This is a genomic window from Alkalibacterium iburiense, from assembly GCF_039521845.1.
In the GTDB taxonomy this organism is placed as follows: Bacteria; Bacillota; Bacilli; order Lactobacillales; family Carnobacteriaceae_A; genus Alkalibacterium; species Alkalibacterium iburiense.
Map to the genome: position 1 here is coordinate 1 of NZ_BAAACW010000094.1, position 17622 is coordinate 17622.

A 17622-nucleotide genomic window follows, 5' to 3' on the forward strand; every position below is an offset into this window, starting at 1 on the left:
CGTTCGACTTGCATGTATTAGGCATGCCGCCAGCGTTCGTCCTGAGCCAGGATCAAACTCTCAATTTAATGTTTAAGTTTGAATAGCTCATTTAAAAATTGCGAGTTAACCTTGTTAACTCTATAGTTGTCTCGATCCAATAATTGAACCGAAGACCCCTGCACATTTGGTTGTTTTACTTTGTTCAGTTTTCAAAGATCTATCTCTTAAATCAACTCAACTCTTCTTGAAGAAGAAATGTTGCTGACTTATAATATATTACATTGTTTTCAATTCTGTGTCAACACTTTTTCAAAAAAAGTTTTGAAAACATTTTTGACTCGAAAGAAAAGCTTTGGTTGCTGTTAATCAACAACGAGTATTACTTTACCAAGCTTTTCTATTTTCGTCAACAGTTATTTTACATTTTTAAAAAAGAATTTTACAAAAGCTATAACATCAATGTTTTTGCATCGCTTTTTATTCTGATTTTTCCGGTCTCATAAAATCAAAGTCCGCTTCTTCTTTTTTAGTGATCATCAACAGACCATCTCCCAGAGGTAATATTGTAGAATCCAAAGCAGGATGATCTAATACAACTTCTAAAAAATCATTCAATTTGCGATGTATTTTTCTGCGTCTTCTTGGAATATCTTTGTCATCCTCTAAAATTGTGCCACCCTGTAAAACATCATCAACTGCTAACACACCACCCTTTTTCAAAATTCGAATGCAGTCTGGAAAAAAGTCATAATATTTCGCTTTAGCACTATCCATAAAAATAAAATCAATGGACTCATCATCAAAAGTTTTTAACTTATCCTCTGCTTGACCTTCAAGTAAAGTGATTTTATCTTCTAATCCTAAGTCTTTGAAGTTCTTTTTAGCTTTCTCAATCATATCTGGATTTCTCTCTATAGTAGATACATGACCCTCTGGATGTATTTTTTCTGATAATAATGCTGCTGAAAACCCAATAGCAGTTCCTACCTCAACGACGTTTTTAGGTTGAAGCAATGGCAGTAGCCAATTAAAAAACGCAACGGTTTCGTGAGGGATAACAGGGACCCTCTTTTCATTTGCTTCTTTTTGAATGGTACCTAAGCGTCCACTTAGTTGTTTTTGTTCTGTTCTTAAATAATCTCTTACATCTGAGTTTATAACGGGTCTATCCATCATTTCGTTTAACTTCCTCATTTTTATATCCTTTCTTAGTTAATTTTTCTTTATTTTACTTGGAATACTCTACTTTACCAAGTGTAAATCTGGTATAATAAATTATGATATAATGAAATTTTGATGAGAAGGAGTATCAATTATGTTAATAAAACAACTATCTTTGCCTAAAAGCACCGTAACAACTATTTCAGAAGTAGCTACTTTACAAGAAGCCATTACTTTATTAGAAGAAACAGGGTACCGTTGTGTGCCAGTTCTGGACAAAAGCGGGAAAATTTTCCGTGGTAACATTTACAAAATGCACATCTATCGCCATAAAGCCGGTGGTGGTGACATGGATCTTCCTGTTACTCACCTATTAAAGAATGCCACTAAGTATGTGCACATTACCTCTTCATTCTTTAAAATCTTTTTCATGATTAAAGACTTACCTTACATTACAGTCCTTGATGAGAACAATAATTTCTATGGTATTTTAACACATAGTTCTTTAATTGATCTATTGCAACAATCTTGGAGTATTGATCAAGGGAGTTACGTGTTGACTATTGCATCGCCTGGACAAAAAGGAGATTTAGCAAATATCTCTCGAGGAATCAACCGTTATTGTTCTATAATGAGTTGTATTACATTAGATATTCAACGTGAAAATAATGTTCGACGAACAATCATGACTTTAGAACCTGGTGTTTCTGCCAAAACTGTAGATGAAATATCCAAATACTTAGATCGTAGAGGATTTAAAGTTGTCCAAGTCGAAGACTTACAAAACGGATAAAATCTAAGAAAAGCACTGCTCCAGTAAAAATGAGCAGTGCTTTTTTGCGCCGTGTTTTATTATTTTTCCATTTGCTTGTTGAAATTTAATTTTTTATCTAAATAAAGCATGAGGGGTATTCCCAGCCCCATTGTAATAAATTGACCTAAAAAGACGGTCAGGTAAGTAATCCAGAACACTTCTTCCGCACCGATGAGTATTAACATGATGGCTATCATGAAGCTCAGAACAGAGAAGACTATAGTATTGATAATCATTTTCTTAACTGGCGACTTAACGTATTTAGTTAAGATGAAAAAGACAAGGAAAGACAGCAACGTGTGGCCTACTCCTAGTACCCAGTCATATATACCAAAGGGTGACAAAATCAGATTAGTCAATACAACTCCAACGCTCACACCAATAGCATATTTTTTATTAAAAACAGCCAGATGGTTTAAAACTTCTGATAAGCGAAATTGTACAGCTCCAAATCCCATTGGAGCAATAAGTAGAGTGATCCCTGTATAAAGGGCTCCTATTATGGCATTAAGTATCCATTGTTTGGTTTTCATTTTTTCCTCCTAGTTTTTATATCGTGGGTTGGCGCTTTCGAACCACGGTCATTTTCAACAACTTGTCTAGTTTATCATGTTTATCCTTTAACTTCAAACCACAAAAAAAGAGCAGTCTTCGGCATAAGCCAAAGCTACTCTGTTTATTTAAAAAATTATATATGTCTATACTTACTGGACAGACCCACACTAATGGCGAGTGCTTCATCCACTAACTCCATTGTCCCGTTGTCAAGACGTGTGACTTGATCTTTTAATCGCTGCTTATCAATAGTGCGTATTTGTTCGAGTAAAATGACAGAATTCTTTTCTAATCCTTTTTCTGAACCCACCTCAACATGCGTAGGCATTTTACCTTTTTCAATTTTAGTCGTAATAGCTGCCACAATAACGGTCGGACTGTATTTATTTCCTACATTATTCTGGATAATCAGGACCGGGCGCATCCCGCCTTGTTCTGACCCTACTACCGGTGATAAATCAGCGTAAAATATATCTCCACGTTTAACCATAGGCTTTCCTCCTCGAAGGCGCCTTTTGGATCAGTTCAGTTTGATTTGACTTATCACGTTCAAACCAAATAAACCTTTTTAGACATGAGAATGTACTTCACTTTCGCAGCCATCAAATTCAGAACAAATTTCCAAATTAATATGACCCATTTCTTCATATCCTTTCCTCATGGCATCCATTTTATTCATCATATCTTTCATAAAGCACTGAACAACCTCAGACATAAATTCTGACTGCTCAATATCTACATCTGTACAGTACTCTTTAAATTCTTCGTAAACTGATTGATCTAATTCAATAATCATTTTCTTACCGTGCTGCTGTTTCATGATTATGCCCTCCAAAAAATATTGCTTCTTTTAAGCTACAGGTATCATAGCTTTATTGACCAATTAATTCAGAAGCGTTGCTAATGAATAAACTACACCATAAGAAAAGGTGTACTACCTGTCCTTATCTGTCAGTTTATCATGAAAGGCATATGTTTTAAACTCGACTTTGTGACAAATCTTTGACTGAACAAACTTTCCGCTCTCTATTACGCTAGTTTCTTTCTAAAATAACCTGCGTAATCGCCAGTGAATCGGTGTGAGAAATAGATACCCAAACGTTTCCTTCAAAAGGTGACTTCGTACAAATGGGTTTCCCCAAGTTATCAGGCAATACTTCGATATCCAAAAAGGTCACTTTCCCAATACCCGTTCCTAGCGCTTTAGAAAAAGCTTCTTTAACCGAAAAACGTCCAGCCAGAAATTCTATTTGTCTCTTCCCTGTTAAGCTGGTAAATAGCTCTAGTTCATTTTCAGTTAAAACACGTTCAGCAAACGTATTCCGTCTTATGTACGCTTTTTCTATTCTCCCTATTTCTACAACATCTAACCCTATACCTACTATCATCGTTATTCCTCAATTCTCAACACGGAAAGTACAGATCAATAATCAGCTACTTGTTTAATATTAACAGATTCAAAAAATAATGTCATTTAATTACTATATAAAAAAACAAACGGTATCCAACCATCTTGTATGAAATTCTCATATAAGACAGATGAATACCGATTTTTGATTTAAAACGAGTTAGCTTTTGTTTGAACGTCGATTCGAGCGGCGTCCGCCTTTATCACCGGAACGTTTTTTTCCGCTGTAGTTTCTGTTACCACCGCGATTTGAATTTCTCTTGTTAGAGTAGTTCCCTTTTCCTTTACCTCGGCCTTTGCGTCCTCTATCTTTGTTAGGAAGTGGACGTTGCGGTGAGATTTGTACAGGTACTTCTGTCGGATCTTTTACCATGGATTTAACCAAGGCTGCGGCTAAATCTTCAGCTGAGTAAGAGCTCAACAATTTTTCTGCTGCGTTTTGATATTTAGCCAGGCCATTTTCTTCAATGGACTTTTCAATATCAGTCATAGCTGTTTGCAATTGACTTTCTAGAGCTTCGTCATTGGTTGGTGGACGAAGAGGAGTCATTGGTTGCTTGGTTAAGTTCTCGATGGTACGCAAATAACCCATTTCGCTTGGTGTTACAAAGGTCACGGATACTCCTTCTTCTCCAGCACGGCCCGTTCTTCCGATACGGTGAACATAGCTTTCTGGATCTTGAGGAATGTCATAGTTATACACGTGCGTTAATCCACTTACGTCTAACCCTCTGGCTGCCACGTCTGTTGCGACTAGGATATCAATCGCACCTTTTTTAAAGTCACGTAAGACACTCATTCTCTTACCTTGGGTCAAATCGCCGTGAATGCCTTCCGCAACGTATCCTCTCATCTCTAATCCTTTAGACAGTTCATCTACACGTTTTTTCGTACGAGCAAACATGATAGCTGAAGTAGGATTTTGAACATCAATTAAGCGCGTCATGATATCGAATTTTTCATTATCTCTGGCTTTTGTAAAGTACTGGTCAATGGTTGCAGCTGATAATGTTTTAGTTTTAATGCGAACCGTTTCTGGTTGTTTCATGAATCGTTCAGCAATGCGTTTGATTGGGTCAGGCATGGTTGCTGAGAATAGTAATGTTTGACGTTGTTCTGGCACTTCACTGATAATCGATTCAATATCTTCAATGAATCCCATGTTAAGCATTTCATCTGCTTCGTCTAATACAAGTGTTTCAACTTGGTTTAGTTTCAATGCTTTACGTCTAATTAAATCAAGCATACGTCCTGGTGTTCCAACAACAATTTGAGCACCATTTTTAATTTGTTTAATTTGTCTGCCAATATCAGCTCCACCATATACACAGGTGACACGCGCTCTTTTTTCTCTACTTAAGCGGAATATCTCTTCTTGTGTTTGGATGGCTAACTCACGTGTAGGCGCAATAACTAACCCTTGCACGACACGGTTTGACAAGTCAATTTTTTGAAGCATAGGTAAACCGAATGCGGCTGTTTTACCTGTACCTGTCTGTGCTTGTCCGATAACGTCTTTTCCTTCTAAAGCTAACGGGATTGTCTGTGCCTGGATAGGCGTTGTTTCTTCAAACCCCATGTTCTTAACTGCTGTTAGTAATTCTGGTATTAAATCTAGTTCATTAAATTTCAAAAAATGTTTCCTCCTATTATTTTCCTTAGCTAATATTCGTTTATGAGCCAAGGGTGATTTCACTCTAATAATAGAGAGAACATTTTTCTTAACGAACAGTGCCCAACTTATCTTTAAAGAAAGACCCTCGCGTACAACGTATCTGAAGCTTTCGATGCGGTACACCAGGGTGGGACAGTTAACTTGACTCAGTATTTAATTTTAAGTTTTATCATATACAAACGAATATTTCGTATTCCAAGTGATAGCATAACACGGGCGTGTCACGTTTTCAACTTATTTTCATTACAGCGAAAAATGAATACGTTTTATTCTTTTTCGCCCTGACTTAACTTCGACACAACTTCTAATAAGCCTGTACTAAAGCTGGATTTAAGCAAAACAGTATCTTTTGGCTGTAAGAAGTCTTTAAGAAAAGCAATCAATGGCTCTTTCTCACCCTTAAAATGACGTAAGCTTTTTTCAGTCATAGCTGGTTTTAACTCATCATATAATACAGTCATTTCTTCTCCATATAACACCAGCTGATCTAGCTTTTCTGGATCGATGGCTTCCCGAATGCTTCGATGCATGTCTTTAGATTGGTCTCCCAGTTCTAAAACATCTCCCAATACAACTACTTTACGTTTAGGGACAGTAATGTCTTGGAAATAACGCAAAACAGCTTTCATCGACGAGGGGCTGGCGTTATACGCATCGTTTAATAGAGTCGAACCATTCCAACCCGGTTTCCATTCCAATCTATTTTTAGTCAGTTCAAAATGAGAGAGTTGCTCATAAGCTTCTGGCACTTCAATGCCTAGTTCTTCACCTACTAATAAGGCAGCTAATGCATTTTGAACATTGTAAATGCCGGGAATCGGCAATATACAAGTGAGTTCTGGTGTGCGATTGGTTGTAAAATGGGTTTCTTTTAGTTTCGCTTCTACTTTAATCGGGTAAAGTTCTGATTCGGCACTTCTTCCAAAGGTTCGTTTTTTTGACAGAAAGCGGTTTGTTTCCGGCTTTTCAACTCTTTCTTTTAGTAGAGGCTCTTCGCCGGAATAGACTAAAGTCCCTTCCTGCATGCCTTCAATGATTTCGAGTTTAGCTTCTGCAATGGCTTCTCGTGACCCTAGGAATTCTATGTGCGATTCGCCAATCATAGTAATAACGGCTATATCCGGTTGGGCGATGTGAGACAACTCTTGGATTTCTCCTTTTCCACTCATTCCCATTTCAAGGACGATGGCTTCAGTTGCTTCATCCATTTCTAAAATGGTGAGCGGCAAGCCGATTTCGTTGTTAAAGTTACCGACTGTTTTATGTGTCTTATATTTGGCGGAAACGATCGCTGCGACCATATCTTTGGTTGTCGTTTTTCCGTTACTGCCCGTTACTCCAATGACTTTCGGGTTTATTTTATTCAAATAATAGTTTGCAAAGGCTTGAAAGGCAATGAGGGTGTCTTTTACTTGTATAATTGCTATATTTTTAGGCGCCTCTTCTAACGGTTCGCTCCAGAAGGCTGCAACGGCTCCTTTTTCAATGGCCGATTGTATAAATTCATGGCCATTTCTTTCGGCTATAAGGGGGACAAATAGATTCCCCCCTTTAATTTTTCTTGTGTCAAAAGAGACTCCGCCGACCGTTTCTTGTCCTTTAGCATGGTGTACTGTTCCTGATGTCGCTTTAGCTATTTCTTCTACTGTCCACTTCGGCATTTTATTGCTCCTTTTCTTCTTCTAAATCAATATCGTCTATATCTTTTCTTTGTGTCGTCATTTGTTTTTTATCTTTGTAGCGTCTAATCCCTAATTGTATCACTTCTTCAATCAAGTCAGCATAAGGCAGGCCCGTTTTAGCCCATACTCTTGGGTACATACTGTTTTGAGTAAAGCCGGGGAAAGTATTGATTTCATTAATATAGACACGGTTATCTTCGGTTAAGAAAAAGTCGACGCGGGAGACGCCACTTCCATTGATTGCATGAAAGGCTTTGACGGCTAGCTGTCTGAGCTCCTTGGTTAATTCGTCAGATATATCAGCTGGCACTTGACGAATGACTTTATCGTTCAGGTATTTATCTTCGTAATCATAAAAGGATTTGTGTTTCACTAATTCTCCAGGAACAGATGTATGAATGTCTTCGTTACCTAAGAGTGCCACTTCAATCTCTCTCACTTCTTCTCCTTTTTCTATCATGATTCGAGAATCATACTCAAATGCCAGAGTAATAGCCAATTCGAGTTCTTCTCTGTTGTCAGCTTTAGTTACTCCTACACTTGAACCCATATTAACGGGTTTCACATAGAGTGGGTAGTTCATGTCTGCCTCCACTCGAGTCATAACTTCTTGAGGATCGAGTGTCCATTCTTTTAGTCTGACTTCTTCAAACGGTAACACAGGTAAACCGGCATCTTTAAAGATTCGTTTGCTCATTATTTTATCCATCCCCACAGCGCTTGTTAGCAATTCTGCGCCTACATAAGAAATGTCCAACACTTCAAATAAGCCTTGAACCGTCCCGTCTTCACCATTTGGTCCGTGTAAGACTGGGAATGCCACACTTTCTTCTTCCATCATTTCATTGAAAATAAAGGTTTCTTTTTGATCTATTTGATGTAACTCTTCTTTTGTTGGAACTTGCTCTTTTGTTTCAATCGTTTTTCCTTTTAGCCACTGCCCGTCTCTGGTTATGTAAACGGGGATGACACTGTAATAATCATAATAAATAATTTGTAAAATAGAATAGGCTGATTTGAGAGAAACGTCGTGCTCAGCACTTTTCCCTCCGTATATTAAGTATAAGTTCATGTCTGCCTCCTACGGTTCTATAGTTTAAATGCAAAATGATAAAAAGATACTCTTATTTTAGCATACTTTCTACATCTCACAACTAAAACCATTTTAATTATAGGCAAATAAAAAAACTCTGGAATAAATCCAGAGTTTTTAATCGTCTTATTCTTCGTCTGCCAAACCGTATTTTTTGTTGAAACGGTCGATACGTCCGTCTGCTTGAGCAAACTTTTGACGTCCAGTGTAAAACGGGTGAGAATCTGATGAAATCTCAACACGAATTAATGGGTACTCGTTTCCGTCTTCCCATTCTACTGTTTCGCTTGATGTTTTAGTTGAACCTGAAATAAATTTATATCCTGTCGTTGTATCCATAAATACAACTTGACGATATTCTGGATGAATTCCTTGTTTCATTCTCTTTTCACTCCTTAATTGCCATGAAATCTCTGCGATTCCATAGTTATCTTTACGCTTCTTTAAAGATAGAATGAACGAGTGGAATACTACTATCCGAGTCGTCTTTTCTATCTTGTTTCTTATATGTGCAACATTCTATATATTAGCATGATTTTTTTATCTATGCAATCATTTATCCGATATTTTTTATTGTTTTAAAACTTTTTTTACAAAAGCTTCGTTTTTACCATAGCGTTTCAGTGTTTTGATAAACTGATCGGTATACTCTAATGAATCGTTTCGCATGCCTCTTCGCAGTTTAAAGACGGCTTCGTACTCTTCTTTCGTGAGTAACATTTCTTCTTTACGAGTACTTGAGCGTTTAATATCAATAGCAGGGAAGATACGACGTTCAGCTAATTCACGGGACAAGTGCACTTCCATGTTTCCTGTTCCTTTGAACTCCTCGTAAATGACATCGTCCATTCGACTTCCTGTATCCACTAATGCTGTCGCAACAATCGTTAAGCTTCCGCCTTCTTCAACGTTACGCGCTGAACCGAAAAATCGTTTCGGTCTATATAACGCAGCCGGATCAATTCCTCCACTTAATGTACGGCCACTTGGTTGCTCTACTAAGTTATAAGCCCGAGCTAATCGTGTGATACTGTCCATTAAAATAACGACATCTCGTTTGTCTTCGACTAATCGACGCGCTCTTTCAAGAACCAGTTCACTGATTTTCACATGATTTTGAGGTTGTTGGTCAAATGTTGAATGAACCACTTCTCCATCAATGCTTCTTTCCAAATCCGTTACTTCTTCTGGACGTTCGTCTATTAATAGTACAATCAATTCGACATCTGGATGATTTGTTTTAATTCCATTTGCAATTTCTTTAAGCAAAGTCGTCTTTCCTACTTTAGGAGGAGACACAATCAGTCCACGCTGGCCAAAACCAATCGGAGAGATCAAGTCAAGAATGCGCGCGGATAGCTCTTCCTTAGATGACTCCAAATTAATCCGTTTGTCCGGATAAAGAGGGGTTAAAGCTGGGAAGTGAGGGCGCTCTCTCGCTTCTTCCGGGTCTTTTCCATTAACTAACCTTACACTCATGAGTCCGTAATATCTTTCACCTGACTTAGGTGGTCTGGCCGTTCCGGTAATTTTATCTCCGTTTCTCAAACCAAATCGGGTCATTTGCGAAGCAGATATATATATATCTTCATTACTGTGAGAATAGTTAATTGGGCGCAAGAATCCAAAGTCTTGGGTACCCAGCTTATCCAGCACACCACTCACTTGAAAATATCCTTGCTTTTCTTCTTGCGCACGAATAACAGCCAATGACAACTCTTTTTTGTTCATTTGGCTGTAATAAGGTATGCTCAATCGTTTAGCGTGTTCATAAATTTCTTTTAACGTTTTTTCTTGTAACTCTTCATAGGTTAATATGTTAGCCACTGCAATCTAATCCCCTATCCTTATCTGTCCTCCATATAAATATCGGCACCCAGATCTGTTAATTTGTCGATAATGTTATCGTAGCCTCTTAATATGTTATCTACCCCACCAATCACTGTTTCGCCTTCAGCGATTAATCCAGCTATGACAAGGCAGGCACCGGCTCGTAAATCACTGGCTTCTACTTCTGCCCCTTCTAGTTTATGACGGCCTTCAATCAAAATAACATCGCTTTCCACCTGGGCTTTTGCGCCCATACGTATAAGCTCTGGAATGTGTTTCACGCGCTTAGGATAAATCGTATCCACTATCATCGATTCTCCCTGTGCACTTATGAGTAAAGGCGTAAAGGGCTGCTGCAAATCAGTTGCAAATCCAGGATATGGCAGGGTTTTAATAGAAACGCCTTTTAATGGACGGCTTGGCTTAGTCACACGAACGTAATCTTCACCAATTTCCATTGGCACACCCATTTCTTCCATCTTCGCTACTAATCCTTCCAGGTGTTCAACAATGACGTTGTTCACGACGACATCTTTCCCTTTTGCCGCAGCTATAATTAGATAAGTCCCAGCTTCAATACGGTCCGGAATCACTGTATGACGGCAGCCGTGCATTTCATCCACTCCATCGATACGAATCACATCTGTACCGGCTCCCCGGACTTTCGCTCCCATATTATTGAGGAGTGTAGCCACATCAATAATTTCAGGTTCACGGGCAGCATTTTCAATAATTGTTCGGCCTTTAGCTTTAACAGCTGCGAGCATAACATTAATCGTGGCTCCGACAGAGACGACGTCAAAGTAGATGCGAGCGGCCTGTAAGCCGTCTTCATCAGTTTTTAAATACATCGCTCCCATTTCGTTTTCAACTGTTGCTCCAAGTGCTCTAAAGCCTTTTAGATGCTGGTCAATCGGGCGCGGCCCTAGGAAACATCCACCAGGTAAACCAACAACGCCTTGTCCAAATTTCGTCAATAAAGCACCCATGAAATAATAAGACGCACGCAGGCTTTTAATTTTTCCACTTGGCATCGGTACGGAAACCATTTCAGTTGGATCAATCGTTAACGTGGTTCCTTCGAAAGTTGTTTTTACATTCATCGTATTTAGTATTTCAATCAACGAGTGTACGTCAGAGATATCTGGTACACCTTCTAAAGTAACTGGGGAGTCAGCGATAATAGAAGCGGGTATCAAAGCGACGGTACTGTTTTTTGCACCTGAAATAGTCACTTCTCCAGATAACTCACGCCCGCCATTTACAATTAATTTTTTAGTCATTTATATAGTCCTCACTTTTTATACGTTCCTTGTCAACTTGTAAGTGTCATCAGTCGGCTAATTTTCTGCTTATCCAAACATAATACATCTGTTATTTAATTGTCCGCCTTTTTGGGTCACGTTTTTTCATATAGGAGCTTTTAAACATAAGATTCAGGGTTTTTTGTCAAGGCGAATGGGGGCTTACTTGCCCTTAGCTGAAGAATACAGATGTAGATGAATAGTTATAGATGAGTATGAACACTTTTTTATAAAAATTAAGCGTTTATACAGTTAGTTCAATAATACTACCAATAGTATAAACAATAGCCAGTATAAATACAATGAATAAATAGTGAATGATAAGGGATTGTCACTTTCTATTCATTAATTTTTAACAGACGATAGTAAAGCAGGTTATCCTTTTGTTGAATAACCTGCTTTAGCTTTATTTAAAAGTCATACTCTGCTTCTTTGGCTTCCCTTATTTCTTTATACGTCTGAGTAAGGACGATAGTATCTTCAACCAGCCTTTCAATTCTAAAGAAGGCATCATCATTGACTATTTCTTTTCGGAAAAAGTCCCTTTCATCTAAAAAGGTATAGCTTTGGACTATTTGTGCTTTCATATAAGCTAAAATAGGTTTTAGTTGAGTTTCGGCTATCAAATAGTGACGCGTAGATCCTGCCGTTACCAGTATGGAAGCTACTTTATCTCTCAATCCATCTTGGGGTAAGAGGTCAAACACATTTTTCAACGCCCCTGGTATAGAAGCCTGAAATATAGGAGTCCCCACGATAAGCGCATCGGCATCCATAATAGTTTCAGCTACGTATTGTGTGTCTCCTTTGTATTCTCTATAATCTCTTCCGTCACTGAAAACCAGGTCATAGTCGGCTAAATCTATGAGGGTCGCTTCTGCTTCTGGGTTTTCTTCTTCAATAGTTTTCATGACTTGATTCATAGCCGTTCTAGTTTTACTTCCAATAGTCGATCCGGATAGGACAACGATTTTCATACAGACTCTCCTTCATCTTTTCTGGTGTGTTTTCTAATGGCAGGTAAAATATCATTTCCGATGATTTCGATATTTTTCATTATCTTATCGAAAGGGACTCCACCGAATTCCATTTGAGCAATATAACGCTGGTGGTTAAATTCTTCATGCTGGTAAAGTATTTTTTCAATGATTTCCTGCGGACTTCCTACATTCATAACGTTGTGAGGGTGAGCGCCTTGAGCGAAGGCTTGTTTTGGAAAGCCTCTGCCATTGGTACGCTTCATCCCCTCATTAATGTGAGGATAGAATTCTCTTTGAGCTTGCTGAGTCGTTTCAGCAGCATAGAAAAATCCAGCTGTGGCAACAGGGTAGTCTGCTGGGTTGAAACCTGAGTCCTTCAACGTTTCCCGATACGCATCAATGGATCGTTTAAATAAAGTCACGGGCCCACCAAGCATAGCTTGATACATTGGAACCCCTTGGTATCCGGCTTTCATCGCACTGGCTACGGTTCCTCCAACAGCTCGCCAAATCGGCAAGGTTCCATTTAACGGGCGAGGCAATACTTTAGCCTCTCTAAGTGGGGCTCGGAATTCTCCTTCCCAATTAACGACTTCCTCTTTGTTTATTTTCAGTAATAACTCAAATTTTTCCTCAAATAATTCTTCATAATCTCTAAGGTCATAACCGAGCAGTTCAAACAAACCGACTCGTGAGGCACGACCAGCCACAATTTCTGCACGGCCGTTGGACAGCAGATCAATGGTCGCAAAGTCTTCGAAAACTCTTACCGGATCGGAGGTACTAATAATCGTAGATGAGCTGCTCACCTTTATTTTCTCAGTCGCTTGAGCAATCGCAGATAACACCACACTGTGCGCTTGTGTAGTGAAGTACTCCTGATGGCTTTCCCCTACACTTATCAAGTCAATTCCTGCTTCTTCAGCTAATTTAGCCATCTCGATAATTTCTTGAAGACGTTGTTGAGCTGAAATACGTTTATTTGTGTGCGGGTTCGTTAAATGGTCCCCTAAAGTATATAACCCAAACTCTAATCCATTCTTTTCATTTATGCGGTACTCTTCCATTCCCATATAAGCATCCTTCTCTCATCATATTCAGTAGTCTATCTATACAGTATACATAATCAGCTAACTAAAAGTAAGTGTTGTGCTGGATTATAGTGGGTTTTTAACTTTAAATGCTTTTTTATAGTGAGCCATTTCAGCTATAGGGACCACTCAATATTATTTCTATACTGAGTAGGCCTTATATTCACTTATAACGACCACTCGCTATGAGAGCATTGAGTGAGTGTGCCTTATATAGCTAAATAGTGACTAGTCAATGGATTATTTTCAGCGAGTGGACCTTATTCATAATATGTTCCAAGCGTATTTCCCCTTTTTGTGTAATTTCGGCTCAAGATTTGTTGAATTTTCTTGGGAGGCATCACTCCGCCGCACCAATTGTGAATACTGTTTCGGGTAACTCGTTTATCTGGAAAGAGTAACCTGAAATCTTCCACTTGCTGAAGCACGAGCTCTTCTATCGTTCCTTTGTAATGACAGGCTGAACATGTAAAGGACCTCTGAGTTAAGCGAACATCCCACGAAAGACACTTGACGCATCCTACTTTCTTATCTAATTCTTCATATGTATAGGAGGGTGTCTTTTTTTGATAAGACCCTTCTTCTATTATGGACGCAATGAGTTTGTTAGCTAGTTGTCGGTGCCACTTTAATAATGGCAAACCATTTGAATTTATTTTATCTAAATGCTTATTTATTTGTGCGTGCAGCACAATCGGATGTTTAGGGTTTGCGTTATAAAGAACAAACTGCGGATGCACAAAAATAATACTCGCTTCTATTTTTATGTTCACACGCCACTGTTGAAACAATTGGCGTAGGCGGGACTGGGTGCGTTCCAACTGGTTTATTGGATTGTCAACTTCGAAGCCAGACAGTGTATACAATATTCCGTCTTCCATTTTATATTCTCCACTGTAGTTTTTGATTTCATATAAATAGACGGTGTCGGGCGCAATGACTAAAGAGTCTATTTGTATGGGGCTCCCTCTCACTTCCAGCATTACATTATTTAAAACCAATCCGTCAGTAGAGTGTCTTTTTTCTAAAAAAGTTTGAAAGGTTTGTTCGCCTTCGTATCCTTTTTGGAGGTTTGACCGATCTTGCTTGATTGTGTTCTCCAAAGACATTCTTGCTTCCAGTACATCTAAACTTTTATGAAGGTTTGTTTTTTCAAGTGGTCGCACGGTTTCCATTTCATCACTCCTTACTATATATATTACCCAAATAATCTGAAAATCATTTTTTCAGAAAACAAAAAACACTTCCTTGTGATAAGGAAGTGCTCGTCAGACTGATTAAGTTAAATCGATGGATTCTACTTCGGTATTTTTGGTGCCTCTTAAGCTCACTTTTTCTGGAGTTAATTTCAAAATTAAAATATTCGGGTCGTCTTTGCCATCAAATATGGCATTCATATAGGAGCTCCATAAATGATCAATCAGGGACTGGTCATCCGTCATGGACACTTTTGCTTCGATTTCAACGAAATTCTTATTCAGCAGCCCTTCTTCATACCCCAGCAATACAAAAGCATTCGGATTCGCTTCGATATCTTCCACTTTTGATGTGCGCTTGTCGGTTATCGTATAGAGAATGAAACCTTCATTATAAAACGTCATATATCGCGCTACCGGCTTGGTAGCCGACACCGTTGCCATGACACCAATGTTATCTTTTTCGATTATTTTTAACGCTTTACCACGTGCATCTGCCATTTGTCTCTTCCTTTCGCTTAATGAATTCCTATCACAATAAATATGTCACACCTGTTTTAAGAAAACAAACAAAAAGGAGGTGACAAGATGAAAACAGTTGATATAGTCGCACTTGTTCTCTTAATCGTTGGTGGTTTAAATTGGTTACTTGTCGGACTTTTTGATTTGATTTGGTTGCTACCTTATTTGGAGACATGACACTATTATCTAGAATAGTCTATGTTTTAGTCGGACTCAGCGCATTATGGTGTCTGCGGTTCTTCAGTTTCTTTACGTCAAATGATAGAGACACCCGTACGACAAGATAGACCATTTTTCCAAAAAAAGAGCACTTCCTGATGACATAACCTGTCATGTTAAGGAAGTGCTCTTTATGTCTCAAGGCTGTTTAACTGTGCCTTTATATTTTTTAATTAAGCTTTGTTTGAAGAACCGAATTCTCTCATTTTGGCTTTTGTTGTTTCAGTAATGTTTTCTTTACCAGGACCGATAATTTTACGTGGATCGTAAACTTTTTCGTCGTTGGCAATCACTTCACGTGTACGTCTAGTCCAAACTTGCTGTAACTCAGTGTTCACGTTGATTTTTGTATGACCATATTCAATGGCTTTTTTAATTTGGTGAGTAGGAATACCAGAACCACCATGTAAAACTAATGGTGCACCTGTCAATTCAGAGATTTCTTTCATTTCGTCGAAGCCTAATTTTGGTTCTCCATCGTAATCACCGTGTACAGAACCTAAAGCGGCTGCTAGAGCATCGATTTTAGCTTCTTGTACCATACGTAAACATTCTTGAGCGTCCGCATAGATAACGCCACCTGTTACGCCGTCTTCTTCTCCTCCAACACTTCCTACTTCCGCTTCTACTGAAGCACCTTTTGAATGAGCATACTCAACAACTTGACGTGTTGCCGCAATATTCTCTTCAATTGGGAATTTAGAGTTGTCAATCATAACGGATGAGAATCCCGCATTGATTGCAGCTGTTGTTGTTTCTAAAGAAGAACCGTGATCTAAGTGTAAGGCTACAGGAACAGTGATGTCCATTGTTTCAAGTAATGCATTAACCATAGCAGAAACGACTTTAAATCCGCCCATGTACTTAGCTGCACCTTCAGAAACACCTAAAATAACTGGAGATTTTTCTTCCTGTGCTGCTTGTAGAATAGCTTGTGTCCATTCTAAGTTATTGATATTGAACTGACCTACAGCGTATTTTTCTTCTAACGCTTTGTTCAACATATCTGTCATACTTACTAAACGACTCATTTGTATTGCCTCCTCATATTTATAACGCACTTTTAACCAGAAAGTCACCTTTCCGGCATCGTCTTTATTATATACAAAACTTCACAATAAAACTAGTGAAAAAACCTCACTACAGCTATAGTTTCCAATGAAAACGCTTTAAATAAGGATTAATTTAGATGTTTATCATTTTTTTCTCACTCTATGAATCATTCTTTCCTAAAGTTCTATTCATTTTAATGTAATCATGTCGAGGCTCTCGGTTCTTTTTCGTTTCTCTCTGAATATTGTTCTTTTACTTTTGATTAATTTTAAGTCGGTAAACTGATATTGTGGCAATGATTTATAGACTATGGTTCAATTAAAAGGAAAAGAAATGAAGAATAAATAAGACCTAATTAATTTTAATCATTTCTTAGCGCAGAAGGAGACATATCATGACGAACAACAAATGGAATTGGTGGATATACATGGCTAGGTTCCTCAGCGGTTTTTTGAATGCAGGTATGCTCGTCTCAGTCGGATCGATGCTCACTTTGCATACGGGAAACTTAACACGCGCCAGTATGCACGCAGCCAATCAGGAATGGAGCTTAATCCTTTTACCCGCTGTGGCTATTATTAGTTATTTTCTAGGCTGTTTAGTGACAGGGGGCTTATTATGGAAAACTGACTGAAAAAATGTCTTATAAATATTGGCAGGGTTATCTGGCTGTTGCCGGTTTAATTGCTTTGCTATGGATCCCAGCTGTACTGGAATCGGCAATCGTGCCTATCTTGTCTTTTGCAATGGGGATTATTTGTTCCATGACTCTAGATAATCATGGATATATTGGAACCATCACTATGATGACAGGTTTGATGACTAGCTTAGCAAACGAACTGAGTTACTGGCTATTCAGAAAAAAATCATCTAGTAAAAAACAAGCGATTTATCTGACGAAGAATTTAGTTTCATATATTTTAGGTGTCCTTATCCAGATGTTTATTTATCTTTTATATGGACGAATTATTACATTGACCTTTATCTTCCTCATCCTCTTCTTAAGTTTATGGGCCTACCGGTTTGGCGAGAGATAGGTTTATTATAAGTGTAGCCG

Annotated in this window: 19 protein-coding genes, 1 rRNA gene and 1 pseudogene; 4 read left to right on the plus strand and 17 right to left on the minus strand. The window is 38.4% G+C overall.

What is annotated here, in order from left to right; genetic code table 11:
* Positions 1-68: ribosomal RNA gene (locus tag ABDZ53_RS07605) — 16S ribosomal RNA — on the minus strand; the annotation flags it as partial.
* Between the two features lie 391 nt (positions 69-459).
* The gene (locus ABDZ53_RS07610) at positions 460-1158 is read right to left on the minus strand and encodes an O-methyltransferase (protein ID WP_425541688.1); all 699 of its coding nucleotides are present in this window, start codon (positions 1156-1158) and stop codon (positions 460-462) included.
* 139 nt (positions 1159-1297) lie between these two features.
* On the opposite strand from ABDZ53_RS07610, the gene cbpA reads away from it, so the two are divergent.
* Entirely contained in the window at positions 1298-1936 is a 639-nt protein-coding gene (cbpA, locus tag ABDZ53_RS07615) for a cyclic di-AMP binding protein CbpA (RefSeq protein WP_343755188.1), read from the plus strand.
* 59 nt (positions 1937-1995) lie between these two features.
* Here the strand turns inward: cbpA and ABDZ53_RS07620 are convergent, their stop codons facing one another.
* The 14 genes from ABDZ53_RS07620 to ABDZ53_RS07685 form a co-directional block, all read right to left on the minus strand.
* Positions 1996-2490: a QueT transporter family protein gene (locus ABDZ53_RS07620; RefSeq protein WP_343755190.1), complete on the minus strand. Its 495-nt coding sequence runs from the start codon at positions 2488-2490 to the stop codon at positions 1996-1998.
* A gap of 155 nt (positions 2491-2645) precedes the next feature.
* Positions 2646-3002: a type II toxin-antitoxin system PemK/MazF family toxin gene (locus ABDZ53_RS07625; RefSeq protein WP_343755192.1), complete on the minus strand. Its 357-nt coding sequence runs from the start codon at positions 3000-3002 to the stop codon at positions 2646-2648.
* Positions 3003-3080: 78 nt separating this feature from the next.
* Entirely contained in the window at positions 3081-3332 is a 252-nt protein-coding gene (locus ABDZ53_RS07630) for a hypothetical protein (protein ID WP_343755194.1), read from the minus strand.
* A gap of 214 nt (positions 3333-3546) precedes the next feature.
* The gene (acpS, locus tag ABDZ53_RS07635; RefSeq protein WP_343755196.1) at positions 3547-3900 is read right to left on the minus strand and encodes a holo-ACP synthase; all 354 of its coding nucleotides are present in this window, start codon (positions 3898-3900) and stop codon (positions 3547-3549) included.
* A gap of 180 nt (positions 3901-4080) precedes the next feature.
* Complete coding sequence (gene cshA / locus ABDZ53_RS07640) at positions 4081-5553, minus strand: degradosome RNA helicase CshA (RefSeq protein ID WP_343755198.1); 1473 nt, start codon at positions 5551-5553, stop codon at positions 4081-4083.
* A 308-nt stretch (positions 5554-5861) separates the two neighbouring features.
* On the minus strand, positions 5862-7256 hold the full coding sequence (locus ABDZ53_RS07645) for a UDP-N-acetylmuramoyl-tripeptide--D-alanyl-D-alanine ligase (RefSeq protein WP_343755200.1): 1395 nt from the start codon (positions 7254-7256) through the stop codon (positions 5862-5864).
* Between the two features lies 1 nt (position 7257).
* Positions 7258-8349: a D-alanine--D-alanine ligase family protein gene (locus tag ABDZ53_RS07650; RefSeq protein ID WP_343755202.1), complete on the minus strand. Its 1092-nt coding sequence runs from the start codon at positions 8347-8349 to the stop codon at positions 7258-7260.
* Between the two features lie 147 nt (positions 8350-8496).
* Positions 8497-8751, minus strand: coding sequence for a type B 50S ribosomal protein L31 (locus ABDZ53_RS07655; protein WP_343755204.1), 255 nt, complete (start codon positions 8749-8751; stop codon positions 8497-8499).
* Positions 8752-8940: 189 nt separating this feature from the next.
* Positions 8941-10197, minus strand: coding sequence for a transcription termination factor Rho (rho, locus tag ABDZ53_RS07660; protein WP_343755206.1), 1257 nt, complete (start codon positions 10195-10197; stop codon positions 8941-8943).
* Between the two features lie 20 nt (positions 10198-10217).
* Positions 10218-11483, minus strand: a complete 1266-nt coding sequence (locus ABDZ53_RS07665) for a UDP-N-acetylglucosamine 1-carboxyvinyltransferase (protein WP_343755209.1) — start codon at positions 11481-11483, stop codon at positions 10218-10220.
* Positions 11484-11914: 431 nt separating this feature from the next.
* Positions 11915-12481: an NADPH-dependent FMN reductase gene (locus ABDZ53_RS07670; RefSeq protein WP_343755211.1), complete on the minus strand. Its 567-nt coding sequence runs from the start codon at positions 12479-12481 to the stop codon at positions 11915-11917.
* Positions 12478-13557, minus strand: a complete 1080-nt coding sequence (locus ABDZ53_RS07675) for an LLM class flavin-dependent oxidoreductase (RefSeq protein ID WP_343755213.1) — start codon at positions 13555-13557, stop codon at positions 12478-12480. Before ABDZ53_RS07675 ends, ABDZ53_RS07670 begins: the two co-directional genes overlap by 4 nt.
* Before the next feature lie 278 nt (positions 13558-13835).
* Complete coding sequence (locus tag ABDZ53_RS07680) at positions 13836-14750, minus strand: nuclease-related domain-containing protein (RefSeq protein WP_343755215.1); 915 nt, start codon at positions 14748-14750, stop codon at positions 13836-13838.
* A 102-nt stretch (positions 14751-14852) separates the two neighbouring features.
* Entirely contained in the window at positions 14853-15272 is a 420-nt protein-coding gene (locus ABDZ53_RS07685) for a pyridoxamine 5'-phosphate oxidase family protein (protein WP_343755217.1), read from the minus strand.
* An 87-nt stretch (positions 15273-15359) separates the two neighbouring features.
* Between ABDZ53_RS07685 and ABDZ53_RS07690 the strand changes: the two are divergent.
* A pseudogene (locus ABDZ53_RS07690) lies at positions 15360-15580 on the plus strand (DUF378 domain-containing protein).
* A gap of 105 nt (positions 15581-15685) precedes the next feature.
* Here ABDZ53_RS07690 and fba read toward each other — a convergent pair.
* Positions 15686-16543 (minus strand): class II fructose-1,6-bisphosphate aldolase, encoded by an 858-nt coding sequence (fba, locus tag ABDZ53_RS07695; protein WP_343755219.1) that lies wholly within the window; start codon positions 16541-16543, stop codon positions 15686-15688.
* Positions 16544-16959: 416 nt separating this feature from the next.
* Here fba and ABDZ53_RS07700 point away from each other — a divergent pair, with 416 nt between their 5' ends.
* Together ABDZ53_RS07700 and ABDZ53_RS07705 are read left to right on the plus strand one after the other, a co-directional pair.
* Positions 16960-17199 (plus strand): DUF1275 family protein, encoded by a 240-nt coding sequence (locus tag ABDZ53_RS07700; protein WP_343755221.1) that lies wholly within the window; start codon positions 16960-16962, stop codon positions 17197-17199.
* A 4-nt stretch (positions 17200-17203) separates the two neighbouring features.
* A complete protein-coding gene (locus ABDZ53_RS07705; RefSeq protein ID WP_343755223.1) occupies positions 17204-17602 on the plus strand; it encodes a DUF1275 family protein in 399 nt (132 codons plus the stop codon).
* Positions 17603-17622 lie beyond the last annotated feature (20 nt).

Excerpts from the sequence above, each read along its gene's own strand:
- ABDZ53_RS07665 (WP_343755209.1), bottom strand. The coding sequence starts at position 11,483 with ATGACTAAAAAATTAATTGTAAATGGCGGGCGTGAGTTATCTGGAGAA.
- ABDZ53_RS07650 (WP_343755202.1), bottom strand. The coding sequence starts at position 8,349 with ATGAACTTATACTTAATATACGGAGGGAAAAGTGCTGAGCACGACGTT.
- fba (WP_343755219.1), bottom strand. The coding sequence starts at position 16,543 with ATGAGTCGTTTAGTAAGTATGACAGATATGTTGAACAAAGCGTTAGAA.
- ABDZ53_RS07630 (WP_343755194.1), bottom strand. The coding sequence starts at position 3,332 with ATGAAACAGCAGCACGGTAAGAAAATGATTATTGAATTAGATCAATCA.
- ABDZ53_RS07610 (WP_425541688.1), bottom strand. The coding sequence starts at position 1,158 with ATGATGGATAGACCCGTTATAAACTCAGATGTAAGAGATTATTTAAGA.
- ABDZ53_RS07685 (WP_343755217.1), bottom strand. The coding sequence starts at position 15,272 with ATGGCAGATGCACGTGGTAAAGCGTTAAAAATAATCGAAAAAGATAAC.
- acpS (WP_343755196.1), bottom strand. The coding sequence starts at position 3,900 with ATGATAGTAGGTATAGGGTTAGATGTTGTAGAAATAGGGAGAATAGAA.
- ABDZ53_RS07625 (WP_343755192.1), bottom strand. The coding sequence starts at position 3,002 with ATGGTTAAACGTGGAGATATATTTTACGCTGATTTATCACCGGTAGTA.
- cbpA (WP_343755188.1), top strand. The coding sequence starts at position 1,298 with ATGTTAATAAAACAACTATCTTTGCCTAAAAGCACCGTAACAACTATT.
- ABDZ53_RS07675 (WP_343755213.1), bottom strand. The coding sequence starts at position 13,557 with ATGGGAATGGAAGAGTACCGCATAAATGAAAAGAATGGATTAGAGTTT.
- ABDZ53_RS07700 (WP_343755221.1), top strand. The coding sequence starts at position 16,960 with ATGACGAACAACAAATGGAATTGGTGGATATACATGGCTAGGTTCCTC.
- ABDZ53_RS07670 (WP_343755211.1), bottom strand. The coding sequence starts at position 12,481 with ATGAAAATCGTTGTCCTATCCGGATCGACTATTGGAAGTAAAACTAGA.
- ABDZ53_RS07620 (WP_343755190.1), bottom strand. The coding sequence starts at position 2,490 with ATGAAAACCAAACAATGGATACTTAATGCCATAATAGGAGCCCTTTAT.
- ABDZ53_RS07705 (WP_343755223.1), top strand. The coding sequence starts at position 17,204 with ATGTCTTATAAATATTGGCAGGGTTATCTGGCTGTTGCCGGTTTAATT.
- ABDZ53_RS07645 (WP_343755200.1), bottom strand. The coding sequence starts at position 7,256 with ATGCCGAAGTGGACAGTAGAAGAAATAGCTAAAGCGACATCAGGAACA.
- ABDZ53_RS07680 (WP_343755215.1), bottom strand. The coding sequence starts at position 14,750 with ATGGAAACCGTGCGACCACTTGAAAAAACAAACCTTCATAAAAGTTTA.
- ABDZ53_RS07655 (WP_343755204.1), bottom strand. The coding sequence starts at position 8,751 with ATGAAACAAGGAATTCATCCAGAATATCGTCAAGTTGTATTTATGGAT.